This is a genomic window from Thaumasiovibrio clandestinus (assembly GCF_047250365.1).
In the GTDB taxonomy this organism is placed as follows: Bacteria; Pseudomonadota; Gammaproteobacteria; order Enterobacterales; family Vibrionaceae; genus Thaumasiovibrio.
In genome coordinates this window covers 46,836-73,166 of record NZ_JBLBVL010000022.1, presented here as the reverse complement: position 1 = coordinate 73,166, position 26,331 = coordinate 46,836, and the positions used below count along the sequence as shown (strand labels likewise).

Below are 26,331 nucleotides of genomic sequence, written 5' to 3'. Positions count from 1 at the left end.
GTGGAATGTAAGTATTGTCGTTAAGATCTAATAATTAGATTTGACGAAGAGATACAAAAAAGGGCATCATTTGATGCCCTTTTTCTGCGCTGGACTTTGGATTGGTTGTTATTTGATCGAGTAGGCGCAAAAAAGCAGATAGGTTTTAAGGCAAAACTTAGTTAAACTTTGCCTTTGTTCGTTAACCTCGCACATGCGGGGTGATTTTCGTCTATGATGTAGACAAGTTACAGGTTGGTAGTATGAAAACAAATGCCGAAACCCAGAACGACTCGGGCACGTTGGACACATTAAAATGGATTGGTGTGTTTGCACTGCTTGCAGCGGTGGTTGTGGGAAATTACCTGTACAGTGACATTTCTGTCGTATTGCGCGCTGTTGCGGTTGTCGTACTCGTTGCCGCTGCTGCTGGATTAGCTGCGCTAACGACAAAAGGTAAAAATGCGATTGCCTTTGCTCGCGAATCTCGTATGGAAGTTCGCAAGGTCGTTTGGCCTACTCGTCAAGAAGCAATGCAGACAACACTAATTGTTCTTGCGGTCACTGTCATTATGGCGCTGTTACTATGGGGTATCGACGGTATTATGGTTCGTCTGGTACGTCTGGTTACTGGCGTATAGAGGTAAATAAATATGAGTGAAGCTCCAAAAAAACGCTGGTATGTTGTTCAGGCTTTTTCTGGTTTTGAAGGCCGAGTGGCTCAGTCCTTACGCGAACATATCAAAATGCACGGTATGGAAGAGCACTTCGACGAAGTACTGGTTCCAACCGAAGAAGTGGTTGAAATGCGAGCTGGTCAACGTCGCAAGAGTGAGCGTAAGTTCTTCCCAGGGTACGTATTAGTACAGATGGTTATGAACGATGAAACTTGGCACTTAGTACGTAGTATTCCTCGTGTTATGGGTTTCATTGGCGGGACATCTGACCGTCCTGCGCCGATTTCTGATAAAGAAGCGGATGCGATCCTGAACCGTTTAGAAAAAGCGAGTGAATCACCAGTCCATAAAACGGTCTTCGAGCCGGGTGAAGTGGTGCGTGTTACTGATGGACCATTTGCAGACTTTAATGGTGTTGTTGAAGAAGTTGATTACGATAAGAGCCGTGTTAAGGTCTCTGTATCGATCTTTGGACGCGCAACTCCAGTGGAATTGGAGTTTGGTCAGGTAGAGAAAAGCTGACCAAATAATCACCATTTGCTATTGGCAAGGGCGCGAAATTAGACTATAATTTCGCGCCCTTTCGTTAGACGGGGAGTCTGTTAACACAGACGTTTGAACCCAAATTTAAGGTAATTTAACATGGCTAAGAAAGTAGAAGCGTACATCAAGTTGCAAGTTGCAGCTGGTGCAGCAAACCCTTCACCACCAGTTGGTCCTGCATTAGGTCAACATGGTGTGAACATCATGGAATTCTGTAAAGCGTTCAACGCTAAGACTGACTCAGTAGAGAAAGGTCTTCCAATTCCTGTTGTTATCACTGTATATAGCGATCGTTCTTTCACGTTCGTTACTAAGACTCCACCGGCAGCCGTTCTTCTTAAGAAAGCTGCAGGCATTAAGTCTGGTTCAGGTCGTCCAAACACTGAGAAAGTTGGTACAGTTACTGACGCTCAGCTACAGGAAATTGCTGAAACTAAAGCAGCAGACATGACTGGCGCAGACATCGAAGCGATGAAGCGTTCTATTGCGGGTACTGCTCGCTCTATGGGCCTAGTGGTAGAGGGATAAGACAATGGCAAAATTGACTAAGCGCATGCGCGTTATTCGTGACAAAGTTGATGTTACTCGTGAGTACGACATCAACGAAGCCGTTGCTCTACTTAAAGAACTAGCTACTGCTAAGTTCGTAGAAAGCGTTGACGTTGCAGTTAACCTTGGCATCGATGCTCGTAAATCTGATCAGAACGTACGTGGTGCGACTGTTCTTCCTCACGGTACTGGCCGTGATATCCGTGTTGCTGTGTTCACTCAAGGTGCAAACGCAGAAGCAGCGAAAGAAGCTGGTGCTGACATCGTAGGTATGGAAGATCTTGCTGAGCAAGTGAAGAAAGGCGAAATGAACTTCGACGTAGTTATCGCATCTCCAGATGCAATGCGCGTTGTTGGTCAGCTAGGTACTATTCTTGGTCCTCGCGGTCTGATGCCAAACCCGAAAGTAGGTACTGTAACTCCTAACGTTGCTGACGCAGTTAAGAATGCAAAAGCAGGTCAGGTTCGTTACCGTAACGATAAGAACGGTATCGTTCATACTACTATCGGTAAAGTAGATTTTGACGCGAACAACCTGAAAGAAAACCTAGAGTCTCTACTAGTAGCGCTGAAGAAAGCGAAGCCTTCTTCAGCGAAAGGTACTTTCATCAAGAAAGTAAGCCTGTCTACTACTATGGGCGCAGGTGTAGCACTAGACCAGAACTCTCTGGACACTAACGCTGCAAACTAATTGTCAGGGCTGGCGGATTACTGTATAATCCGCCAACTCTGAAATGGCTAAAGCTTGCCCTGTTTTTTCTTTTTGAAAAAGAGGTCAGCTTTCGTCCAAGACCGTAGGCGTCATTTCATAGGAAATGACTTAATAATACCTACGTAGACGGTGCCAAGAACTCGATTGATTCTATTTATTTTTGAATATGTCATTTGGGATCTGCACCGTTATCACTCCCACGGTTATGTGGGTGCGTATTAACAACCAGGAGCATATCCAATGGCACTAAATCTTCAAGACAAAAAAGCAATTGTTGCTTCAGTCAACGAAGCTGCCAGTGGTGCACTTTCTGCAGTTGTTGCTGACTCTCGTGGTGTTGAAGTTGGTGCGATGACTTCTCTACGTAAACAAGCGCGTGAAGCGGGTGTTTACATGAAAGTTGTTCGTAACACTCTAGCACGTCGTGCAGTAGAAGGTACTGATTTCGAATGTCTTGCTGAGACTTTCGTTGGTCCTACTCTACTTGCATTCTCTAACGAGCACCCTGGTGCTGCAGCGCGTCTTTTCAAAGACTTCGCTAAAGAGAATAAAGACTTCGAGATTAAAGCGGCTGCATTTGAAGGCGCTATTACTGACGCAGAAGTTCTTGCAACACTACCAACCTACGACGAAGCGATTGCACGCCTAATGATGTGCATGAAAGAAGCGTCTGCAGGCAAATTGGTACGTACTATTGCAGCTGTTCGCGATCAGAAAGAAGCTGCATAATACTTGCACTTCTTTGGCTATATTTTAAACTAATTGTTGACTTAAAAGAGAATTGTTATGTCTATTACTAACGAGCAAATCCTAGACGCAGTTGCAGAAATGTCTGTAATGCAAGTTGTTGAGCTTATCGAAGCTATGGAAGAAAAATTCGGTGTTACTGCAGCAGCAGCTGTAGTTGCAGGCGGCGCAGCAGCAGAAGCTGCTGAAGAGCAAACTGAGTTTGACGTAATCCTAACAGCTGTTGGTAGCAACAAAGTACAGGTTATCAAAGCTGTACGTGGCGCGACAGGTCTTGGCCTGAAAGAAGCTAAAGGTCTAGTAGATGGCGCTCCAGCACCTCTAAAAGAAGGCGTTGACAAAGCTGAAGCTGAAGCTCTTAAAGCTCAGCTAGAAGAAGTTGGTGCATCTGTTGAAATCAAGTAATTATTACTTAATTTCATAGCCTTTATAGGCTAACGGCTGGTGGCTAAATAGCCACCGGCCTTTTTGCGCTGTAGGGGGTTGGTGAATTTTACCCTGTTTTGTCACCAGGTCTCTAGCAAAAAATAACCCACCTAATCAGTGAGTTATATCTACCCTAAACAGTGCTAATCGTCACTGCCTCTCGTGAGGTGGTTTGGATCACTTATCAGCGATCTGAGGAACCTATGGTTTACTCTTATACCGAGAAAAAGCGTATCCGTAAGGATTTTGGTAAGCGTCCTCAAGTTTTGGACATACCATATTTGCTATCGATCCAGCTCGATTCATTCGAGAAGTTCATTGAACAGGATCCGGAAGGGCAATACGGTTTAGAAGCTGCCTTCCGCTCTGTATTTCCAATCCAGAGCTATAATGGCAATTCCGAGTTGCAATACGTTAGCTATCGTCTCGGTGAGCCGGTTTTTGATGTAAAAGAATGTCAGATTCGTGGCGTTACTTACTCAGCTCCACTACGTGTGAAGCTGCGCCTGGTGATGTACGATAAAGACGCACCGGCTGGTACCGTAAAAGACATTAAAGAACAAGAAGTCTATATGGGCGAGATCCCGCTCATGACGGATAACGGTACTTTTGTTATCAATGGTACCGAGAGGGTTATCGTATCCCAGCTGCATCGTAGCCCGGGTGTCTTCTTTGACAGCGATAAGGGTAAAACCCATTCCTCAGGAAAAGTGCTCTATAATGCACGAGTTATCCCTTACCGCGGTTCTTGGTTAGACTTCGAATTCGACCCGAAAGATAACGTTTATGTTCGTATCGATCGTCGTCGTAAGCTACCTGCATCTATTATTCTGCGTGCACTGGACTATACCACTGAGCAGATCCTCGACATGTTCTTCGAAAAAGTGAATTTCGAAGTTCAGGGCAAGAGTCTGGTAATGGAACTAATACCAGATCGTCTGCGTGGTGAAACAGCAACGTTTGACATTGCTGCTGATGGCAAGACTTATGTTGAGAAAGGCCGTCGTATTACTGCACGTCATATTCGTCAGTTGCAGAAAGACAGCATTCAGCATATTGAAGTGCCTGTTGAGTACATTGTTGGCAAAGTCGCGTCACGTGATTACGTCAATGAAGCAACCGGTGAGCTGATTGCGGCTTCGAACCAAGAATTGAGCTTGGAAACATTGGCTCTGCTTTCTCAAGCTGGCCACAAGTCAATTGAAACCCTATATACCAATGAATTGGACAATGGGTCGTTCATGTCAGATACCTTGCGTATCGATAGCACGACTGATCGCCTAAGTGCATTGGTAGAAATCTACCGCATGATGCGTCCAGGCGAGCCGCCGACGCGTGAAGCAGCAGAGCAGTTATTTGATAGTCTGTTCTTCTCTGAAGATCGTTACGATCTATCATCGGTAGGTCGAATGAAGTTTAACAGCTCGATCGGCCGTGAAGAGTCGACCGGCGAAGGCATCCTAAGCCACGAAGATATCATTGCGGTAATGCGCAAGTTGATTGATATCCGTAATGGTCGTGGTGAAGTCGATGATATCGACCACCTAGGTAACCGTCGTATTCGCTCTGTGGGCGAAATGGCTGAAAACCAATTCCGTGTTGGTTTGGTACGTGTAGAGCGTGCAGTTAAAGAACGCCTAAGCTTAGGTGATCTTGACGCTATCATGCCGCAAGACCTAATTAACGCGAAACCGATTTCTGCGGCAGTGAAAGAGTTCTTTGGCTCTTCTCAGTTGTCACAGTTTATGGATCAGAACAACCCGTTATCAGAAGTCACGCACAAGCGTCGTATCTCTGCATTGGGTCCAGGTGGCTTGACGCGTGAGCGTGCAGGCTTTGAAGTTCGAGATGTACACAACACGCACTACGGTCGTCTGTGTCCTATCGAAACACCTGAAGGTCCAAACATCGGTCTGATTAACTCACTATCAGCATTTGCACGTTGTAACTCTTACGGCTTCCTAGAAACACCATACCGTAAAGTTGTTGATGGCAAAGTAACCGCTGATGTTGATTACTTGTCTGCGATTGAAGAAGGTCAATTCGTTATTGCTCAGGCTAACGCCGCATTAAACGAAGATGGCTCCTTTGGTGATGAGCTGGTAGCAGCACGTCAGAAAGGTGACTCAGGCCTTCACCCTCGCGATCACGTCCAATATATGGATGTTGCAACTAACCAGGTTGTATCGGTAGCGGCATCGTTGATCCCATTCCTTGAGCACGATGATGCAAACCGTGCCTTGATGGGTGCGAACATGCAACGCCAGGCAGTACCAACTTTGCGCGCAGATAAGCCGCTAGTAGGTACTGGTATTGAGCGTAACGTTGCGGTTGACTCTGGTGTAACAGCCGTTGCTAAGCGTGGTGGTGTGGTTCAGTCAGTAGATGCTTCGCGTATCGTTGTAAAAGTTAACGAAAGCGAGCTGGTACCAGGTGAAGCTGGTATCGACATTTACAACTTAACTAAGTATACCCGTTCAAACCAAAATACATGTATTAACCAGCGTCCAACTGTGATGCCTGGCGAACCAGTAGCTGGTGGTGACGTGTTAGCCGACGGTCCATCAACCGACCTAGGTGAGCTAGCACTAGGGCAGAACATGCGTATCGCATTTATGCCTTGGAATGGTTATAACTTTGAGGATTCCATCCTAGTATCGGAGCGTGTAGTTCAGGAAGATCGCCTGACCACTATCCACATTCAAGAGCTTTCTTGTGTGGCACGTGATACCAAGCTAGGTAGCGAAGAGATTACAGCGGATATCCCGAACGTGGGTGAAGCTGCACTGTCTAAGCTGGATGAATCAGGTATCGTTTATATCGGTGCTGAAGTGAAAGGTGGCGACATTCTGGTTGGTAAAGTGACACCAAAAGGTGAAACTCAGCTAACGCCAGAAGAGAAACTACTGCGTGCAATCTTTGGTGAGAAAGCGTCTGACGTTAAAGACTCATCACTGCGTGTACCAAACTCAGTATCTGGTACGGTTATCGACGTACAAGTCTTTACTCGCGATGGCGTAGAAAAAGACAAGCGTGCGCTTGAAATCGAAGAGATGCAGCTGAAAGAAGCTAAGAAAGACATCACTGAGGAATTCCAAATCCTTGAGGGTGGCCTTCTAATGCGTGTTCGTCATCTGCTTACTCAAGCAGGCTATAGCGAAGGCAAGCTAGCGGGCATGGACCGTCAAGCATTGTTCTCGCAAACTCTGGATGATGAAACTCAGCAAACGCTACTAGAGCAGTTAGCTGAACAATACGACGAATTGAAAGCGGAGTTCGATAAGAAGTTCGAAACCAAGCGTCGTAAGATCACTCAGGGTGATGACTTAGCACCAGGCGTACTGAAGATCGTTAAGGTTTACCTTGCGGTTAAACGTCGTATTCAGCCAGGTGATAAGATGGCGGGTCGTCACGGTAACAAGGGTGTAATCTCTAAGATTTGTCCTGTTGAAGATATGCCGTACGACGAAAAAGGCCAGACAGTTGATATCGTGCTGAACCCACTGGGTGTACCGTCACGTATGAACATCGGTCAGATCCTAGAAACACACATGGGTCTGGCAGCGAAAGGTATCGGTGATAAGATCAATGCCATGCTGAAAGAACAACGTGAACTTCATGAGTTCCGTAACTTCTTGCAGAAAGTGTATGATCTTGGAGATACTCGTCAGCAGGTGGATATTGCAGCACTATCTGATGATGAAGTTCGTACATTGATTCAAAACCTTCGTGGTGGTCTACCAATCGCGACACCTGTCTTTGACGGTGCGCCAGAAACTTCAATTAAGGAGCTTCTGAAACTTGGTGACTTACCAGAGTCAGGTCAGTTGACATTGTTCGACGGCCGTACTGGTGATCAGTTCGAGCGTCCTGTAACTGTCGGTTACATGTACATGCTGAAACTTAACCACTTGGTTGATGATAAGATGCACGCCCGTTCAACTGGTTCTTACAGCCTTGTTACTCAGCAGCCGCTGGGTGGTAAAGCGCAGTTTGGTGGCCAGCGTTTCGGTGAGATGGAAGTATGGGCACTGGAAGCATACGGTGCGGCGTACACTCTACAGGAAATGCTGACTGTTAAGTCGGATGACGTGAATGGCCGTACGAAGATGTATAAGAACATCGTCGATGGCGATCATCGCATGGAACCAGGTATGCCGGAATCGTTCAACGTATTGTTGAAAGAGATCCGCTCGTTGGGTATCAACATCGAGCTGGAAGACGAATAAATTTCAGTTTTTAACTAGAATTTAATCGTTAATCCGGTAGAAATATGAAGGCGTCAGAACACTGGCGCCTTTATGGGTCAACTCCTCACAGGAGCCAAATGTGAAAGACTTACTTAAGTTTCTGAAAGCACAACATAAGACCGAAGAATTTGACGCGATCAAAATCGGTCTAGCTTCGCCTGACATGATTCGTTCATGGTCATTTGGTGAAGTTAAAAAGCCAGAAACCATCAACTATCGAACCTTCAAGCCTGAGCGTGACGGTCTATTCTGTGCACGTATCTTTGGCCCGGTTAAAGACTACGAGTGTTTGTGTGGTAAGTACAAGCGCCTTAAACACCGTGGTGTAATTTGTGAAAAATGTGGTGTTGAAGTTACTCAGACCAAAGTACGCCGTGAGCGTATGGGTCACATTGAGCTAGCTTCTCCAGTTGCCCACATCTGGTTCCTGAAGTCGCTGCCATCTCGTATCGGTCTGTTAATGGACATGCCGCTACGTGACATTGAGCGCGTACTTTACTTCGAATCATATATCGTGATCGAACCAGGTATGACCAGCCTTGAGCGCGGTCAGATGCTGACAGAAGAGCAGTATCTTGATTCGCTTGAAGAGTGGGGCGACGAATTTGACGCACGTATGGGTGCTGAAGCCGTTAAAGCACTATTGGTCAATATGGACCTTAATGCTGAAATGGAGCTGATGCGCGAAGAGTTAGAAGAGACTAATTCTGAAACCAAGCGTAAGAAGCTGACTAAGCGCGTTAAGTTAGTAGAAGCATTCATTCAATCTGGTAATAACCCAGAATGGATGGTATTGGAAGTACTACCCGTTCTTCCACCAGATCTACGTCCACTAGTACCACTAGATGGCGGTCGTTTTGCTACGTCTGATCTGAATGACCTTTACCGTCGTGTTATTAACCGTAACAACCGTTTGAAGCGTCTTCTAGATCTAGCGGCTCCGGACATTATCGTACGTAACGAAAAGCGTATGTTGCAAGAGTCTGTTGATGCCCTGCTTGATAACGGTCGTCGTGGTCGTGCTATTACTGGCTCTAACAAGCGTCCTCTGAAATCACTTGCCGATATGATTAAAGGTAAGCAGGGTCGTTTCCGTCAGAACTTGCTTGGTAAGCGTGTAGATTACTCTGGTCGTTCGGTCATTACCGTAGGTCCATACCTTCGTCTACATCAGTGTGGTCTTCCTAAGAAGATGGCACTAGAGCTATTTAAACCATTCATCTACAGCAAGCTTGAGCTTCGTGGTCTAGCGACAACGATTAAAGCTGCGAAGAAGATGGTTGAACGTGAAGAAGCTATCGTTTGGGACATCCTTGACGAAGTTATCCGCGAACACCCAGTGATGCTAAACCGTGCACCAACTCTGCACCGTTTGGGTATCCAAGCCTTCGAACCGGTATTGATCGAAGGTAAAGCGATTCAGCTTCACCCACTCGTTTGTGCGGCTTATAACGCCGACTTCGATGGTGACCAAATGGCGGTTCACTTGCCATTAACGCTGGAAGCACAGTTAGAAGCACGTGCACTGATGATGTCGACAAACAACATTCTGTCGCCAGCATCAGGTGATCCAATCATCGTACCTTCTCAGGACGTTGTCTTGGGTCTGTATTACATGACACGTGACATGATTAACGCGAAGGGCGAAGGCATGTACCTTGCTGGCCCAGCTGAAGCAGAAAAAGCGTACCGTACAGGTAACGCCGCTTTGCATGCTCGCGTTAAAGTTCGTATTACTGAGTACAATGTTGATGAGCAAGGCAACGAAGTTGCAGAGACTAAGCTTATCGATACGACTGTTGGTCGTGCGATGCTATGGGCGATTGTCCCTAAAGGTCTGCCATATAGCCTTGTAAACCAAGCTCTAGGTAAGAAGCAAATTTCAAACCTATTGAACAGCTGTTACCGTGAGTTGGGCTTGAAAGATACCGTTATCTTTGCTGACCAAATCATGTACACCGGTTTTGCTTATGCGGCAATGTCGGGCGTGTCAGTTGGTATCGACGACATGGTTGTTCCTGACGCGAAGTACACGAAGATTGCTGAAGCTGAAGCTGAAGTTGCTGAAATTCAAGAGCAGTTCCAATCTGGTCTTGTAACAGCAGGCGAGCGTTACAACAAAGTGATCGATATCTGGGCAACAGCGAATGAGCAAGTTGCTAAAGCGATGATGGACAACCTTTCTTACGAAACCGTTATTAACCGTGATGGTGAAGAAGAAGAGCAGAAATCATTTAACAGCGTTTACATGATGGCCGATTCTGGTGCTCGTGGTTCTGCTGCACAGATTCGTCAGCTAGCAGGTATGCGTGGTCTGATGGCGAAGCCGGATGGCTCAATCATCGAAACGCCGATCACCGCGAACTTCCGTGAAGGTCTAAACGTACTTCAGTACTTCATCTCGACGCACGGTGCGCGTAAAGGTCTTGCCGATACCGCACTGAAGACAGCGAACTCAGGTTATCTGACTCGTCGTCTTGTTGATGTTGCTCAAGATGTTGTAATCACAGCGGACGATTGTGGTACGCACGCTGGTATCACAATGATGCCATTGGTTGAAGGTGGTGATGTTAAAGAGCCACTAGGTACCCGTGTACTAGGTCGTGTTGTTGCTGAAGACGTGATCAAGCCGGGTTCTGAGACAGAAATTCTTGCGCCGCGTGGCACACTACTTGATGAGAAGTGGTGTGAAATTCTGGAAGCAAACTCTGTTGACCAAGTGAAAGTACGTTCTGTTGTTACCTGTGACAATGACTTTGGTTGTTGTAAAGCGTGTTACGGTCGTGACCTAGCGCGTGGCCACATGGTTAACACTGGTGAAGCCGTCGGCGTAATCGCTGCACAGTCAATCGGTGAGCCGGGTACACAGCTTACGATGCGTACGTTCCACATCGGTGGTGCGGCATCGCGTGAAGCAGCAGAGAGCAGTATTCAAGTTAAGAACAACGGTTCTATGAAGCTGCACAATGCGAAATTCGTTACCAATAATGAAGGCAAGCTAGTGATCACCTCGCGTGCATCAGAGCTAACCATCGTTGACGAATTTGGTCGTACTAAAGAGAGCTACAAACTGCCATACGGTACTATTTTGAACCGTGTAGATAATGCTGAGGTGAAAGCTGGCGATACTATCGCTAACTGGGACCCGCATACAATGCCGATCATCACGGAAGTGGAAGGTCGTCTGCAGTTTGTTGACATGATTGATGGTGTTACTGTTTCTCGTCAAACGGATGAGCTAACAGGTCTATCATCTGTTGTGATCCTAGATGCAGCTGAGCGTGCAAGTGCAGGTAAAGACATGCGTCCAACCATTAAGTTGGTTGATGAGAATGGTCATGACGTCATGATCCCTGGTACCGACATGCCAGCACAATACTTCCTACCGGGCAAAGCGATTGTTCAGTTAGAAGATGGTGCAAACGTAGGTATTGGTGACACGTTATCTCGTATTCCTCAGGAATCTGGCGGTACGAAAGATATTACTGGTGGTCTACCTCGCGTAGCTGACTTGTTTGAAGCACGTAAGCCGAAAGAGCCTGCGATTCTTGCTGAAGTGACAGGTGCTATCTCGTTTGGTAAAGAGACCAAAGGTAAGCGTCGTCTAATCATCACTCCAACGGATGCAAGTCCTTATGAAGAGATGATTCCTAAACACCGCCAACTTAACGTTTTCGAAGGTGAGAAAGTTGAGAAAGGTGATGTTATTGCCGATGGTCCTGAAACTCCGCATGACATTCTTCGTCTACGTGGCGTTCACGCTGTAGCTGAATACATCGTCAACGAAGTACAGGAAGTTTACCGTCTACAGGGCGTTAAGATTAACGATAAGCACATTGAAACGATCATTCGTCAAATGCTGCGTAAGGTAACAATCTCTGTATCTGGTGACTCTGACTTCTTAGAAGGTGAGCAGCTAGAGTACTCTCGCGTGAAGATTGCCAACCGTCAGTTAGAAGCTGAAGGCAAGCAACCAGCACAGTTCGAGCGTGACCTACTGGGTATCACTAAGGCATCGTTGGCAACCGAGTCATTTATCTCTGCAGCATCGTTCCAGGAAACGACCCGCGTTCTAACGGAAGCGGCAGTATCTGGTAAACGTGATGATCTACGTGGTCTGAAAGAGAACGTTATCGTGGGACGTCTGATCCCTGCTGGTACCGGTTTCGCTTATCACCAAGAGCGTCAGCGTAAGCGTGAAGCAGAGCTTGAGCCACAAGCGCCTCAAGTTGATGCAGAACAAGCGTCACAAGATCTAGCCGCATTATTAAATGCAGGTTTGGGTGGCGGCGATAATTAATCGCAATCGCTAATACAAAAAGGGCATCCTGATGGATGCCCTTTTTTGTTGCTCTGTTTTTTGCAGTGATGTTTTCACGCGGCACTTAGCAGCCTGCAATACCCAAGTTAAAGCGTGATACTGAGTACTGAAAAGAGAGGCTATGCGCCAGGTGGTACTTTCAGGCTATCATTAATTAATTGAATTAACTGATCTTCCAACTCAAAGCGTATTTCCAATAATTCGCCAATGTCAGACAAATCATGATCAAAGTCCGTTAAGGTATCGTCTTCACTGACTGCACCATAACGATCGTTGAAGTTCAATAATGGATCCGTTGTCTCCATGATGCGTTCGTACGCAGCTGTCATTTCAGCGGTGGCATTAAACCCGGTACTATTCCAGCGTTCCATGACCATGTTGTAGATTTTAAAATGCCCCGTAGAGATGTAATCAATCAGTTGTTGGCAGAACAGTTGAAGCTGCGCAGAAGAAGGCAGTTGCCGTGATTGTTTATCATAAGGGGGAAGCCCAGCTAACTTGCAGTAGTCAGTGAGCAGTTGTTGACGGTTTAGCAACCATTGGTCAATGACATCGCTATTTCCGCCCCATTTCTTTTGTACCTGTTCAAACTTACTTAGCATGACCACATCCTCATGGATCTATTGGTAATTAAGCGACATGTGTTACTCTCGAAGGCTTAATCAATAGATACTTATTATCGGATTAACATTCCGTTATCATTTATAGCTTGCCACTGTTTTTTTCACCCTGCAAGGATCCATATGTCACAGTTTGATCAAAATACGAGAAATGCCTATTGGTGCGTTATCGCAAATCGTGAAATAGCACTAATTAACAACGAATTACCACTTTGTAGTGGTGAAGAGCTAGGATTGCCAATTTCTACGGCAATTTCAATAGGTCAGTATAATGATTACCCGGTGTACTGGTTAGAGAGTGATGTTGCGCCGACAGGTGCTCATTTTCAGTCACTACGTGCCTTGTTAACAGAGGACGCGCCATTGTTTAACATCGCAGGTCGAGCGTGCCAATTGAGTCATATGCGCCACAGCCAGCAGTATTGTAGTGGCTGTGGGGGGAAAACAACGTTGAGTGCGGACCTAATGGCGATGGTGTGCCCAGATTGCTCTCAGTGGCATTACCCTCGTATATCACCTTGCGTTATTGTTGCAGTGAGGCGTGGAGAGGAAATTTTACTGGCGCAACACCCGCGGCACCGCAATGGTATGTATACCATACTAGCTGGCTTCGTCGAAGCCGGAGAAACACTCGAGCAGTGCGTGGCGCGAGAAGTACACGAAGAAACAGGAATCGTGATTAACAATATTCGTTATGTCGCCAGTCAGCCTTGGGCATTTCCTTCTAATTTAATGATGGGCTTTGTGGCTGATTATGCTGAAGGGGAGCTGTCCCCAGACTATAGTGAGCTGTCGGACGCGAGATGGTGTACAGAGAGTGATTTACCACCATTAGCCCCTGTGGGGACAATAGCAAGGCGACTGATTGAAGATACCCTTGCCACAATCCGAAATGGTGGGTAAAAAAAACCCTCCACGATATGGAGGGGTAAGATGCAGTTATGGGTCCGCTTTCGCGGATTAGTTCTAATATTTTTATTGCTAGCGCATTTGTCTTTTTACAGCAGCAAGCACTGTACAGCAAATAACCTGTGTAAAATGTTGCATTATTTTTGATCTGCTTAACATTTGCCAAGGATCCTCGGTTGAGAGGGGTGCTACAATGGCATCGAAGTCAGTCATGGAGAGAAGAATGATAAAATTAAAAAATGATAGGTACTTGCGTGCACTATCAAAGGAACCTATTGATTACACTCCAGTTTGGATGATGCGACAAGCAGGGCGTTATTTGCCTGAATATCGTGCGATACGTGCAGAGGCGGGTGATTTTATGGCGCTGTGTAAGAACGCAGAATTGGCCTGTGAAGTCACCCTGCAGCCACTGCGTCGCTTTGACCTCGATGCTGCAATCTTGTTCTCTGATATTCTGACAATCCCAGATGCGATGGGGTTAGGGCTTTATTTTGAGCCCGGAGAGGGACCGAAGTTTGAACGTCCGATTACTTGTAAAGCTGATGTCGATAAGCTAGGGGTTCCTGATCCTGAAAGAGAACTGCAGTATGTGATGAATGCTGTGCGCACCATTCGTAAAGGGCTAAATGGTGAAGTCCCTCTTATCGGGTTCTCTGGTAGTCCTTGGACATTAGCGACTTATATGGTCGAAGGCGGGAGTTCGAAAGCATTCACTAAAATAAAGAAGATGATGTATGCCGAGCCGAAAACACTGCATTTGCTATTAGATACCTTAGCTGAGAGTGTTATTAGCTATCTCAATGCGCAGATCAGTGCTGGTGCTCAGTCGGTGATGATCTTTGATACTTGGGGTGGCGTGTTAACTCCTCGTGATTACAATGAATTCTCGCTCCGCTATATGCATAAAATTGTTGATGGCTTGATACGCGAAAATGAAGGGCGCAAGGTCCCTGTTACCTTGTTTACCAAAAATGGTGGTATGTGGTTAGAACAGATTGCGGCGACAGGCTGTGATGGCATTGGTATCGACTGGACCATAAATATAGCGGATGCGAAAGCCCGTGTAGGTGATCGTGTTACCTTGCAAGGCAATATGGATCCATCCATCTTGTATGCTTCTCCTGAGCGTATCCGGCAAGAAGTCGCCACTATATTGGAAGGGTTCGGTTCAGGTGGTGGGCACGTATTCAACTTAGGGCATGGTATACATCTGGATGTGCCACCTGACAACGCTGGCGTGTTTGTTGACGCTGTGCACGAGTTGTCTAAGCCTTATCATCGTTAATCTTGCCAAATCGCGTACAGTGTTTGCCGGGGAAAATTCCCGAAAGGCTGTACGCTTGCTTATTATCCCTTAAAAACAATACCTTGCGCGGGGCGGTGTTGTTCCTTTAATCTTTCTTGATGATCGGCGCTGTACGTACAGCCTTTTGGTGTTTTCTGCGTGGCTTCCTGTTGATCGTTAATGCGCACAGACAACATGGTCATCTGTGCGTGCGAGTCGCGCAGGTGCTTAGTAACCCTTAGCAAAGTCGACGACCCCATCGAGCGGCTCCCCACGATGCCAACAGAGATAGTTACGCGAGAAGATATTAAATACCTGGTCTGGAAAACTCTCAGCTGCGACATGTGGTGTAATGCTGATGCCGTTATGTGCCCAGAACGCGTGTGATGGTGGCAAGGGTTCAACTTTAAACACATCGAGCCAAGCATGGCGAATATAGCCCGCTTCGAGTGCATCAAGTAGTGCGGATTCTGACAGTGTATCACCTCTACCGACATTAAATAGTAGCGTATTGCGACACTGACTTAGGGTGTTGTGATTAAGTAAGTTGTGGGTCTCTGGTGTCGATGGCAGGGTTGAAACAACCACCTCTGCCTGTGCTAGTGCTTGCTGTAACTGCGTAAAGTTATAGATCTGATCGAAATCTAAACTGCGTACGATACCACTGCGATTTAAACCTAACACCTTCATCCCCATACATTTGCACATTTTAGCAAGGTGGCTACCAATAGACCCGGTGCCGAGAATTAATATCGATTTTCCTTGTAGAGATAACGAATGGTGCGGTTGCCACACATTATCGCGTTGCTGTTGGGCGTATTGATCAAACGTACGGTAATAGTGGCAGAGATAACCAATGACATATTCAGCGATTAAGGGGCCAAAAACACCGCGAATATTGGTGAGCAAGTAGTCTGTGCGTTGCGTCAATGTGGTCAAAGCATCAATGCCCGCAAAGGTTGATTGTAACCATTGAAGGCGAGGGAAAGAATCCAATTGTTCAGCAACAGCTGGTGGATCAGCTAAAATGATGGTGGCTTGCTTTGGATCGTCCGTTACTTCAAGGGCGGGCAGTTTGGCATCATTAACCAATTGCAAGTACTTTTCTTTTTGGCGTGAGAGGATCAGTAATTTGTTCACGGCTTTTCCTTTTGCACAATGGGTGGATCGAGTACACTTGCGCTCAAACGATAACCACAGAATATCTTATGTTACAGAATCCCGTACAGCTTAGGCTTGAAAAACTAGAACCTTGGCAACACATTACATTCATGGTCGCGCTTTGTGAGCGTATGTACCCTAACTATGTCTTGTTTTGCGAACAGACTCAATTCGCTGACCCAAAACAGATGCACCTCATTCTAGATAGTGTATGGGAGTCGCTGACGGTTAAGAGTGCGAAAGTCAATTTCGAACGCCAGTTAGAGCGCTTAGAAGAGTTAGTGCCAAGCGATAAAGAGCATGATATTTATCTTGTCTACCCAGCCATGGATGCTTGCGTTGCACTGTCTGCGCTACTGCATGGTTTGCTAGATAGAGACATACTGCTTGAGTCACTGCTTAAAATCAGTAGTCAGTCAGCACAAACGGTTGCTGATCTTGAACTGGCACAATCCGGTGAAGAGATCACCAACGCAAACCAAAAAGAGAATGAAGCGGTTTGTGCTGAGTGGGATGTTCAGTGGGAAATCTTCCGTGTCTTGAAGTCTGCTGAGAAGCGCGATATTGAGATGATCAAAGGACTACGTTCAGACCTACGAGAAGAGCCGATCAGCAATATTGGCGTTGCTTTATCAATGTGATAAGTCAATGCGATAAAGTGTTGCCACAGTAAACCATAGGCCGTTTCTCTTGGCCTATGGTTGTTGTGCTCATTCGCTGTCATCCACATTATCAATCACGTTATGGTCTTTTTTCCACTTAGCCCAGCGTTCTATCGCTAGTTGCTGCATGTCAGAATTAGTATCAGCCTCGTCGATAATTTCTTCACCCAGTAAGCACTCAAATACATCTTCAATCGTGACAATGCCCATCACGGTACCATACTCATCGACGATCAGAATAAGTTGAGAGCGGTGTTTCATCAATTGCTCGAAAGCGTAAGGGACACTCACTTGGTTATGCACCACGGGTAGGGCGCGCATAATGGTGCCGAGTTGACGAGCCCCTTCACCACGACGTTGCGCTGAAAATAGCTCGAGACGATGAACGAAGCCGATAATATTGTCTTTTTGATCAGCGTATAGCAGTGGGCGAGAGAACGGCGAATCGCTGTACTGTTCAATAAAATCATTGATGCTTAACTCTGCATCAACACGAAACAGGACTGGGCGAGGGGTCATAATTTCACTCACCTTGACGTCGCGAAAGGCGAGTAAATTGTTCAAGATTTTTGATTCACCTTCCGCTAATTCCCCTCTCTCATGCGCTAGAAGCCCCATAGCGGAGATTTCGTCGCGTAACTTAATCGGTTGCTTTCCACGCGCTAAACGGCGTGTCAGTTGCTCTGAGGCCCATACAATAGGGGTCAGTAACCAGATCATCCACTTTAGTGTCATGGCGGTAAAGGGGGCGAGCTGGCGGCAATAGGTCGCACCGAGAGTTTTAGGGATGATTTCAGAGAACAGTAAGATGGCAAGGGTGAGAATGGCCGAAAAAAGGCCAAGCCATTGACTACCAAACACCACTGTAGCCTGTGCGCCTGCCCCTGCGGCACCGATTGTGTGGGCAATGGTGTTTAAGGTCAGAATCGACGCTAAAGGTTGGTCGATATGCCTTTTGAGAGAATCTAATTGTGATGCTAATGGGTGCTGTTGCTGCTTTAAACTGGCAATGTAGCTAGGAGAGAGACTAAGCAGTACAGCTTCAAGAATTGAGCACAAAAACGAGACGCCAATGGCGACAAAAATGTAGGTAGCCAGTAGTAGCATAACGATATTGATCCCATAAAATGGCGGGTTGCCAGCTATCAGTATTGCTGAGAGATGAAGGAATAAAAGGGAAAGAATGCTGGATTTTGTGAACTTGCGCTCAGTTTATGGTTAAAGAGGCACCATATAGGTTGCTAAAGTCCGACAAACCTTTGCCAGCAAGGCTTCTTTTGAATTAGAGTTGTTACGTCTTACGAAACAAAAGAAGGGAAAACCTAATGAACAAGACCCAACTGATCGACCTTATCGCAGAAAAAGCAGACCTGTCTAAAGTACAAGCGAAGGCTGCGCTAGAAGCGACTTTAGGTGGAGTGACTGAAGCATTGAAAGAAGGTGATCAGGTTCAATTGATTGGTTTCGGTACTTTTAAAGTAAACCATCGTGCAGCACGCACTGGCCGTAACCCACAAACAGGTAAAGAGATCGAGATTGCAGCAGCAAATGTACCAGCGTTTGTTGCTGGTAAAGCGCTGAAAGACGCCGTTAAGTAAAATGAGACTGCCAGGGGAGTTCCTCTGGCAGCTTTTTATGACGCGTAATATTACAGGCTTAATTTTTACTTTTCTTCTTGTCGGGTGCGCCCAGATCGGCACGACACCGTCAACCACAATTACCCCTATTCAAAAAATCAGCAGTGCACATGTCTTAGATGATCTCAGTTACCTGCTTTGGTTAGAGCAACGTGGTCAGCGTCCGCTTCGTCTTCGTGTTCAGCTATTGGACCAAGCCGAACAACGTGCTGAAGGGCTTTACCTGTGGCGAGAGGGGTTGCTGAGAGAGGTTGAGCAGCAAGGCCACATGGATGGTAAGCTGTACCATTTAGTGGTGCGCTATGACACGGCAGGCGATCCTGTCTATCAACGGTACTTGCTTAACGATAAAGTCATGCCACTGAAAGAGATCGAGCTACATAAGCTATATCAACAGGCCAGCGATGCCTTGCAACTGGCACGCTCAACAACAGCGGAAGGCTATGAGCTGTGGCAAGGATATTGGACGTCTGAGGGGTATGTTGATTGCAAAGGCAGCCGATATGGCACCGAATTTCAAGTTTTGCCGTCTGAAGCCGATCTGCGTCAATGGCAAGAGAAAGGGACCGTGGTTAGCCTTATGGCAAAACAGCGACGTCTATCCGGACAACGTGTCTTACAGCATGCCTATGTCGTCGCAGCGCCTGAGCAACAAACGGAATGCTTTGTATCGCAGTTGAGCAGAGAATAAAAAACGCGCTAACTTAGCGCGTTTTTTTATGCTTGAGATCTTTCGGCGTTATTTCTGTGCTTGCTCGCGAGCAATGGCGCGATAGCCGATATCATCACGGTGGAACATTCCATCCCAACTAATCTGTTGAGCAAGGGCATAAGCACGCGTTTGCGCTGCAGCAACGGTTTCACCCATAGCGGTTGCACAAAGAACACGACCACCATTGGTAACGATATTGCCGTCTTTTGAAGCCGTACCGGCGTGGAAGACTTTTTCGCCGTCAACATCTGTGGTTGGTAGGCCTGCAATCACATCCCCTTTCGGGTACGCCGCAGGGTAACCTTGTGCTGCCAGCACGATACCGATGGACGCACGTGGATCCCATTTCGACTCAACAGTATCAAGTTTACCTGTTGCGCCAGCGACACAAAGCTCAACCAGATCAGATTGGAGACGTAGCATGATAGGTTGAGTTTCTGGATCGCCAAAGCGACAGTTATACTCGATAACCTTTGGTGTGCCATCAGCCATAATCATCAAACCGGCATAGAGGAAACCCGTGTATGGATTACCTTCAGCGGCCATGCCGCGTACCGTTGGATAAATCACTTCATCCATCACGCGCTGGTGGATCTCAGCCGTTACCACTGGTGCAGGAGAGTATGCCCCCATGCCACCAGTATTTGGGCCTGTATCGCCATTACCGACACGTTTGTGGTCTTGGCTGGTCGCCATAGCAAGAACGTTCTCGCCATCAACCATCACAATGAAGCTCGCTTCTTCGCCGTCCAAAAATTCTTCGATAACAACACGGTGACCTGCTTCGCCAAAGGCATTGCCGGCCAGCATATCACGTACGGCTTCTTCCGCCTCTTCAACCGTCATCGCGACAATCACGCCTTTACCTGCGGCTAAGCCGTCAGCTTTAACCACAATTGGTGCACCATTTTCACGAATGTAAGCCAAGGCAGGCTCAATCTCAGTAAAGTTTTGGTAGTAACCGGTAGGAATGTCATGGCGAGCAAGGAAGTCTTTGGTAAAGGCTTTTGAGCCTTCAAGTTGTGCGGCAGCAGCGGTTGGACCGAAGATGGCTAAGCCCGCTTCGTTGAATGCATCAACAACACCGATAACTAAGGGGGCTTCTGGGCCAACGATAGTTAGGTCAATGCTGTTCTCTTTGGCAAAAGAGACCAAAGCAGGGATATCTTCAACACCAATGGCGACGTTTTCTAGTTTTGGTTCTAGTGCGCACCCCGGGTTACCTGGTGCCACGAAGACAGTGGCTACTTTTTCAGATTGTGCCGCTTTCCACGCCAATGCGTGCTCACGACCACCGCCACCTATTACAAGAACTTTCATCGTAATTCCTTTAATCATCTAAGAGATAGGCCCTTGAATGGCTCAAGGGCTAAATCGTATTTTAAGCGTCCAGCTTAGTGACGGAAGTGGCGCATACCTGTGAAAATCATCGCCATGCCGTGCTCGTCGGCTGCTTCGATAACTTCATTGTCACGCATAGAGCCGCCCGGTTGAATCACGCATTTGATACCCGCTTCGGCTGCCGCATCAATGCCGTCGCGGAACGGGAAGAATGCATCAGATGCCATCACACAACCTTCAACTTGTAGACCTTCGTCAGCGGCTTTGATACCTGCAATTTTTGCAGAGTAAACACGGCTCATTTGCCCTGCGCCTACACCGATGGTCATATCGCCTTTAGAGTACACGATAGCGTTAGACTTCACATACTTTGCGACTTTCCAGCAGAACAGAGCATCTTTTAGCTCTTCTGCTGTTGGTTGGCGTTTTGACACCACTTTAAGGTCAGACTCTGAAACCATGCCTTGGTCGCGGTTTTGAACCAATAGACCGCCATTGACGCGCTTAACATCAAAGCCCGTTGTCTTGGTTGACCATTCACCGCACTCAAGTAGGCGTAGATTCTTTTTCGCCGCGACGATGTCGACCGCTTCAGCCGATACTGAAGGAGCAATGATCACTTCAACGAATTGGCGCTCAGTGATCGCGGTAGCGGTCGCAGCATCGAGCTCACGGTTAAACGCGATAATGCCGCCAAAGGCCGACGTTGGGTCTGTTTTGAACGCACGGTCATAAGCTTCAAGGATGTTCTCGCCCAGAGCAACACCACATGGGTTAGCGTGTTTAACAATCACACAGGCAGGCTCGTCGAACTCTTTCACACACTCTAATGCGGCGTCAGTGTCGGCGATGTTGTTGTATGATAACGCTTTTCCTTGGATTTGACGTGCAGTCGAAACCGACGCTTCTTCAGGATTGGCTTCGACATAAAAAGCAGCATCTTGGTGGCTATTCTCGCCGTAACGCATATCTTGTTTCTTTTCGAACTGCATGTTGAAAGTGCGCGGGAATTGAGATGTCTCGTCACCTTCTTTGTTGTCACCGTAGCTTGGTACCATGGTACCGAAGTAGTTGGCAATCATGCCGTCGTAAGCGGCGGTGTGTTCGAAGGCTGCAATAGCGAGGTCAAAACGTGTTGGATGCGTTAACGATAGCTCGTTCGCATCCATTTCTGCAATAACGCGCCCATAGTCGCTGGCCTTTACGACGATGGTGACATCTTTATGGTTTTTCGCAGCACTACGTACCATGGTTGGGCCGCCGATGTCGATGTTCTCTACTGCATCTTCCAACGTGCAGTTAGGGTTGGCAACAGTCTGTGCAAATGGGTATAGATTAACGACCACCATATCGATTGGTTCGATACCGTGCTCCGCCATTACTGCGTCATCTTGAGCACGACGCCCAAGTATCCCGCCGTGCACTTTCGGGTGCAATGTTTTTACCCGTCCGTCCATCATTTCAGGGAAATTAGTGTAATCAGATACTTCCGTAACCTTAACACCTTGCTCGGCCAATAAGCGGGCTGTACCGCCAGTTGACAGAATCGCAACACCACGCTCAGCGAGTGCCTGAGCAAATTCAACAATACCAGTTTTGTCCGACACGCTAATTAGCGCACGGCGGATAGGACGCGCGTTTTCCATTGCAGTTATCTCTCAAAGATAAGGGGATAGGATATTCACTAAAGCCAACATGAAAACCATGATGTTGGGTTTTAGTGAGCACCCGATGATGTGGTGCGTATTCTACTATAAAAAGATGACGCAATCGATTGCTATCTCAGTTTTTGACTTTATTTTCGTCGTTGGGTTGTTGAGTGGGCCATTAACGTTGCGGTTATGGCGGCGTGACTGTTTGCTATGTGATTGGGGTGGGTCGTGGTGTGGCAGAAGGGATCTCACATCTCTATCTTTATTTATTAGGCGCAATAGCTCAATGTGTGCTAGCGTGCTTTTTTGAATATCAAGAAGGGTTTACTATGATTAACGTCAATCAATACTTTGATGGAGCTGTCGCGTCGCTAGGGTTTGAACACAAGGGTGACAAAACCAGTGTTGGCGTAATGCAGCCTGGTGAATTTAAGTTTACAACCGCTGCACCAGAACGAATGACAGTGATTAAAGGGGCGTTAACGGTGAAGCTGCCTGGCCATGTCGATTGGGAAACTTATTCAAATGGCGATAGCTTTGAGGTTCCGGGTGACTCGAGCTTTGAAGTGACCGTGATTGATCCGACAGCCTACCTTTGTGATTACCTATAGTCGTCGCTACCAGCCGTGAACCTTACTGCCTTACCCATCATCTCTGATGGGTAATGGTGGCATCCTGTTGATGATCAGAATAAAAGCTTGAGAAAACTAGGCTGACTCACGTTCAATTAACTGAGATGGCATGATAACCACTTCTGCTTGTAAGTTAGGTTGCTTAAATCGAGCGACTAACTGCTCCCCGGCACGTACGCCTATCTGCTTCTGATTGTTTTTCACAACACTGCTTCTCGGCTGCGATTTTATCTACTGATATATTTATTGCTTTCACATTTCTATTTTCTGCCTCGCAGCCTGACACATTAATTAGAATTCCACGCAATATAACTACTGACTGGGTCACTTCTGGTGCTTATGACTGGCTATCTTTATTTTGACAGAAGTTATAGCCAGCTACTATTGCTTTTATGGTAGTTAATCTAATTGTCGGTGGTCGTATTGTTAGTTTTGTCTATTTATATCACTGTTTTTGTTTGTTTTTTATTTACTGCTGTTTAGGTGGGCAACACGTTCATCTGTTAGCTTGTGATAATTTAGCGTTGTCACTGTGGACGTTTTTTGACCACAGTGAAACCCAATGACTTATCGCTAAAAACGGAGAATAAAATGCAAGTAAAGACGGTATTAAATGGCGTGCTGATGGGGGCGGCGTTGATGATGCTGGCGGCGTGCGGTAGCTCATCGGATGATGATGCGACAGCGGACAATACGCCTGACAAAGTCCCTGAGTTTTCAGTGTCAGTGGTTGAGAATCAAGTCGTCGAGACAGGGGAGACGTTTACATATCAGTTAGAGGTGGTGAGTGATCTGCCTGTTAGCTACAAAGTAACCGATGCGCCTAATAACTTGTCGGTGAATGCTGAAGGAGTAATACACTATACGTCTAATACGTTAGAGACGACGCAATCAGACGTAGTCATTGAAATTACGCAAAAGAAGACTGCACAGACAGAGCGTGTTTCCTTTTCCTTGCAGGAGCAGGTGTACTTGACCTTCAATGGCTTGGTGCAAGATTTCTATAACGGTGAGCCAATTGAAGAAGGGGAGATTGAGCTTCTCATTGACTCAACTTTAGTTGATCGTGCTCTAACCACAGAACAAGGAAGCTTTTCTGTTCGTGTGCTAGATATTGAAGCGACAAATTTGATGGTTATTCGTGCTAATCGCCGCGGCTACGCAGAGGATTCAGTCCGCGTTGCGCTGTCAGATTTACCCAATAATCAAAACTTGTTGCTAGCGCCCATTCATGGTCTTGTTAACTTTGACAATAGTCAGGCCAGTCAATTAGTGCTCGATAACCTTGTAATGGTTGAGTTGCCAGCGGCTAGCTTAGTGAATGCGCAAGGCGAGATCGTAACGGGTAACCTTGAAGCTGAGTTGATGGTGATTGATCCTGAGATGGATATTAACTTGATGCCAGGCGAGATGGTAACAGAGAATGCCGATGGTAGTCTTTCGCCGATTGAGTCCTTTGGTGCAATTGATGTTGAGTTTTTTGATGCTGCGGGAAATGCATTGCAGCTAGCGCCTGGGGCCGTTGCCACGATTCGTATTCCTGCCGTGGGCACTAACCCTCCTGAAACAATCCCGTTGTACTATTTTGATAGTCGCAGTGGTATTTGGGTTGAAGAGGGCAGTGCCACGCTAAGCTACGACAATGGCATGGCATTCTACTTGGGCGAGGTAAGTCATTTCACCACTTGGAATGCCGATCGACTTTACGAGATTGTTTATATCCATGGCTGTCTTGCCGATGGTGACGGAGTCCGAATTGCGAATGCGCGTATTGGTAGTGAGGGGGCTGACTATAATGGGCGTTCGTCTGTTTATAGCGATGCTGAGGGAAACTTTCAATTACCGGTTAAGCCGAACTCTACTGTTAGGGTATCAGGCATTCATGGTTATTTAAGCCAAACCACGGAGTTGCAAGTTGGATCGACAGATTTTCAGTTAAATGAGTGCTTTACGCTATCTGAGGCATTAACGACGATCACCCTGAAATGGGGACAGCATCCGCGAGATCTTGATAGCCACTTATATGGTCCCGCTGCAGCTGACATGCCGGAGTTTCATGTCTACTTTGGTAATCGCTCAGTCAATGTTGAAGGGGTGACCTACTTCTTGGATGTGGATGATACAACGAGCTATGGACCGGAGGTGGTCACTATCCCTGCCTATGCGCTTCCTGGTACGTATCGCTATCTTGTAAACCGTTTTAGTGGTGAGGGGGAAATATCATCGGCAGAGACGCGTATTGAATTTCGGATGAATAATCAACTCCATGTTCTTAGACCTAATACCGTTCAGGATAAAACGGATTGGTGGCATGTGTTGAATATCAACGTTGATGAAAGCGGAGAAGCGACGGTTACTTTTGTCGATGAGTTTGTTTCTAGCCCCGATATCAACCCAGTGCCCCAAGCGATGTCACTGTCGATTAATAATCTCGCAGAACGTCAATTGAACCAAAAATACTACAGTCATTAATTAAGTGTACGTTGCCATACAGCCAATTGATGGCTGTATGGCATTTGCAACTTTCTTCTGCCCCGCATTACACATGCTTTAAATCCGTTTGCTTAGCGTATTGATCTTTCATCACCCGTAAACTGCAATCGCGAACATCGCTAGCGCGAGTTGACTGATCCTTTAAAGGAAACTGCGCAGTGAAGATAAATGCTGACTACACTGAGTGAATTAAAAAGAGCAAGGAGTGGTTATGGTCAGTATGCTATATGTCGCCCTGACGGGGTGGCTGATCTGCTTTTTATCTATTCAGGTTATTAAAGCACGGCGTAAAGGGTTGATAAAATATGGTGATGGTGGTGATGAGCGTTTGCAAAGGGCGCGTGCAGCACACAGCAACTGTACTGAGTATGCGCCTATTGCCCTGCTACTGCTGATTGGTTTTGAGCATAACAATGGCCCGCTATGGTTGTTGCACATCTTCGGTCTGATTTTCGTGATTGGACGTTGTTATCATGCTGCCGGTATCCTTAATGATAGCTTTAACGGCCGCGCTATCGGCATGCATGCCACGCTGTGGCCAATTATTGCCCTTGGGGTACTTAATTTGTGGCTATTGCCGTGGGGATCCGTGCTGGGGCTTTAGGGGTTATACAAGTGCATCGGTGTACATATGGGGGTATATGTACAAAAAAAAGCCGCGCCCCTAAAAAGAGAAACACGGCTTAAATCAACAATTTACGAGATGAGTATTAGTTCATGCCGTATTTTTTTAGTTTCTTACGTAGAGTACCACGGTTGATACCCATCATGTTCGCAGCGCGAGTCTGGTTACCACGAGTGTACTGCATGATAGTGTCTAGTAGTGGCTGCTCAACCTCTGCTAGTACAAGCTCATACAGGTCGTTAACATCCTGACCATTCAGTTGAGCTAGGTAGTTCTTCAAAGATGCTTTCACTGAATCACGCAATGGTTTCTGTGCGATTTGATCTTGTGAAGTTACTGTGGTCACTGTTAATGGTTCAGAAGTCAGGTTTTGTTCGAACATATTCTGTAAGCTC

At 46.7% G+C, this 26,331-nt stretch carries 24 protein-coding genes; 16 read left to right on the top strand and 8 right to left on the bottom strand.

The window, feature by feature from the left end:
• Positions 1–242 precede the first annotated feature (242 nt).
• From secE to rpoC, 8 genes are all read left to right on the top strand, one after another.
• Positions 243–620 carry a preprotein translocase subunit SecE gene (gene secE, locus ACKLNH_RS18965; RefSeq protein WP_413113832.1) on the top strand — a complete coding sequence of 126 codons (378 nt, stop codon included), beginning with the start codon at positions 243–245 and terminating at the stop codon, positions 618–620.
• 12 nt (positions 621–632) lie between these two features.
• Positions 633–1,178, top strand: coding sequence for a transcription termination/antitermination protein NusG (gene nusG / locus ACKLNH_RS18960; RefSeq protein ID WP_413113831.1), 546 nt, complete (start codon positions 633–635; stop codon positions 1,176–1,178).
• Positions 1,179–1,298: 120 nt separating this feature from the next.
• Entirely contained in the window at positions 1,299–1,727 is a 429-nt protein-coding gene (gene rplK / locus ACKLNH_RS18955) for a 50S ribosomal protein L11 (protein ID WP_413113830.1), read from the top strand.
• Between the two features lie 4 nt (positions 1,728–1,731).
• A complete protein-coding gene (rplA, locus tag ACKLNH_RS18950) occupies positions 1,732–2,439 on the top strand; it encodes a 50S ribosomal protein L1 (protein ID WP_413113829.1) in 708 nt (235 codons plus the stop codon).
• Positions 2,440–2,700: 261 nt separating this feature from the next.
• Positions 2,701–3,189 (top strand): 50S ribosomal protein L10, encoded by a 489-nt coding sequence (rplJ, locus tag ACKLNH_RS18945; RefSeq protein ID WP_413113828.1) that lies wholly within the window; start codon positions 2,701–2,703, stop codon positions 3,187–3,189.
• 57 nt (positions 3,190–3,246) lie between these two features.
• Positions 3,247–3,612 (top strand): 50S ribosomal protein L7/L12, encoded by a 366-nt coding sequence (gene rplL, locus ACKLNH_RS18940; protein WP_413113827.1) that lies wholly within the window; start codon positions 3,247–3,249, stop codon positions 3,610–3,612.
• 224 nt (positions 3,613–3,836) lie between these two features.
• Positions 3,837–7,862 carry a DNA-directed RNA polymerase subunit beta gene (gene rpoB / locus ACKLNH_RS18935; RefSeq protein WP_413113826.1) on the top strand — a complete coding sequence of 1,342 codons (4,026 nt, stop codon included), beginning with the start codon at positions 3,837–3,839 and terminating at the stop codon, positions 7,860–7,862.
• A gap of 100 nt (positions 7,863–7,962) precedes the next feature.
• Entirely contained in the window at positions 7,963–12,183 is a 4,221-nt protein-coding gene (gene rpoC / locus ACKLNH_RS18930; protein ID WP_413113825.1) for a DNA-directed RNA polymerase subunit beta', read from the top strand.
• A 140-nt stretch (positions 12,184–12,323) separates the two neighbouring features.
• Here the strand turns inward: rpoC and rsd are convergent, their stop codons facing one another.
• Positions 12,324–12,806: a sigma D regulator gene (rsd, locus tag ACKLNH_RS18925; RefSeq protein WP_413113824.1), complete on the bottom strand. Its 483-nt coding sequence runs from the start codon at positions 12,804–12,806 to the stop codon at positions 12,324–12,326.
• A 141-nt stretch (positions 12,807–12,947) separates the two neighbouring features.
• Between rsd and nudC the strand changes: the two genes are divergently transcribed.
• On the top strand, positions 12,948–13,727 hold the full coding sequence (gene nudC / locus ACKLNH_RS18920) for an NAD(+) diphosphatase (protein ID WP_413113823.1): 780 nt from the start codon (positions 12,948–12,950) through the stop codon (positions 13,725–13,727).
• Between the two features lie 229 nt (positions 13,728–13,956).
• Entirely contained in the window at positions 13,957–15,021 is a 1,065-nt protein-coding gene (gene hemE / locus ACKLNH_RS18915) for a uroporphyrinogen decarboxylase (RefSeq protein WP_413113822.1), read from the top strand.
• A gap of 62 nt (positions 15,022–15,083) precedes the next feature.
• On the opposite strand, the gene ACKLNH_RS18910 is transcribed toward hemE, so the two are convergent.
• Together ACKLNH_RS18910 and ACKLNH_RS18905 are read right to left on the bottom strand one after the other, a co-directional pair.
• Positions 15,084–15,281 carry a hypothetical protein gene (locus ACKLNH_RS18910; RefSeq protein ID WP_413113821.1) on the bottom strand — a complete coding sequence of 66 codons (198 nt, stop codon included), beginning with the start codon at positions 15,279–15,281 and terminating at the stop codon, positions 15,084–15,086.
• Positions 15,250–16,161, bottom strand: a complete 912-nt coding sequence (locus tag ACKLNH_RS18905; protein WP_413113820.1) for a D-2-hydroxyacid dehydrogenase — start codon at positions 16,159–16,161, stop codon at positions 15,250–15,252. The genes ACKLNH_RS18910 and ACKLNH_RS18905 overlap by 32 nt, the downstream gene beginning before the upstream one ends.
• A gap of 68 nt (positions 16,162–16,229) precedes the next feature.
• Between ACKLNH_RS18905 and ACKLNH_RS18900 the strand changes: the two genes are divergently transcribed.
• Positions 16,230–16,823 carry a YjaG family protein gene (locus tag ACKLNH_RS18900; RefSeq protein ID WP_413113819.1) on the top strand — a complete coding sequence of 198 codons (594 nt, stop codon included), beginning with the start codon at positions 16,230–16,232 and terminating at the stop codon, positions 16,821–16,823.
• A gap of 69 nt (positions 16,824–16,892) precedes the next feature.
• Here the strand turns inward: ACKLNH_RS18900 and ACKLNH_RS18895 are convergent, their stop codons facing one another.
• On the bottom strand, positions 16,893–17,951 hold the full coding sequence (locus tag ACKLNH_RS18895; RefSeq protein WP_413113818.1) for a CNNM domain-containing protein: 1,059 nt from the start codon (positions 17,949–17,951) through the stop codon (positions 16,893–16,895).
• 218 nt (positions 17,952–18,169) lie between these two features.
• Here ACKLNH_RS18895 and hupA point away from each other — a divergent pair, with 218 nt between their 5' ends.
• Together hupA and ACKLNH_RS18885 are read left to right on the top strand one after the other, a co-directional pair.
• Positions 18,170–18,442, top strand: a complete 273-nt coding sequence (gene hupA, locus ACKLNH_RS18890; protein ID WP_413113817.1) for a nucleoid-associated protein HU-alpha — start codon at positions 18,170–18,172, stop codon at positions 18,440–18,442.
• 37 nt (positions 18,443–18,479) lie between these two features.
• Positions 18,480–19,172 (top strand): DUF1481 domain-containing protein, encoded by a 693-nt coding sequence (locus tag ACKLNH_RS18885; RefSeq protein WP_413113816.1) that lies wholly within the window; start codon positions 18,480–18,482, stop codon positions 19,170–19,172.
• A 48-nt stretch (positions 19,173–19,220) separates the two neighbouring features.
• Here the strand turns inward: ACKLNH_RS18885 and purD are convergent, their stop codons facing one another.
• Entirely contained in the window at positions 19,221–20,513 is a 1,293-nt protein-coding gene (purD, locus tag ACKLNH_RS18880; protein ID WP_413113815.1) for a phosphoribosylamine--glycine ligase, read from the bottom strand.
• 74 nt (positions 20,514–20,587) lie between these two features.
• Positions 20,588–22,180, bottom strand: a complete 1,593-nt coding sequence (gene purH / locus ACKLNH_RS18875; RefSeq protein ID WP_413113814.1) for a bifunctional phosphoribosylaminoimidazolecarboxamide formyltransferase/IMP cyclohydrolase — start codon at positions 22,178–22,180, stop codon at positions 20,588–20,590.
• Between the two features lie 335 nt (positions 22,181–22,515).
• Between purH and ppnP the strand changes: the two genes are divergently transcribed.
• Positions 22,516–22,797, top strand: coding sequence for a pyrimidine/purine nucleoside phosphorylase (gene ppnP / locus ACKLNH_RS18870; RefSeq protein ID WP_413113813.1), 282 nt, complete (start codon positions 22,516–22,518; stop codon positions 22,795–22,797).
• A 96-nt stretch (positions 22,798–22,893) separates the two neighbouring features.
• On the opposite strand, the gene ACKLNH_RS18865 is transcribed toward ppnP, so the two are convergent.
• Positions 22,894–23,022 (bottom strand): hypothetical protein, encoded by a 129-nt coding sequence (locus ACKLNH_RS18865; protein ID WP_413113812.1) that lies wholly within the window; start codon positions 23,020–23,022, stop codon positions 22,894–22,896.
• A gap of 387 nt (positions 23,023–23,409) precedes the next feature.
• Here ACKLNH_RS18865 and ACKLNH_RS18860 point away from each other — a divergent pair, with 387 nt between their 5' ends.
• Together ACKLNH_RS18860 and ACKLNH_RS18855 are read left to right on the top strand one after the other, a co-directional pair.
• Entirely contained in the window at positions 23,410–25,290 is a 1,881-nt protein-coding gene (locus tag ACKLNH_RS18860; protein ID WP_413113811.1) for a hypothetical protein, read from the top strand.
• Between the two features lie 232 nt (positions 25,291–25,522).
• The gene (locus ACKLNH_RS18855) at positions 25,523–25,915 is read left to right on the top strand and encodes an MAPEG family protein (protein ID WP_413113810.1); all 393 of its coding nucleotides are present in this window, start codon (positions 25,523–25,525) and stop codon (positions 25,913–25,915) included.
• A gap of 106 nt (positions 25,916–26,021) precedes the next feature.
• Here the strand turns inward: ACKLNH_RS18855 and fis are convergent, their stop codons facing one another.
• Entirely contained in the window at positions 26,022–26,318 is a 297-nt protein-coding gene (gene fis, locus ACKLNH_RS18850) for a DNA-binding transcriptional regulator Fis (RefSeq protein ID WP_086938104.1), read from the bottom strand.
• Positions 26,319–26,331: the final 13 nt, after the last annotated feature.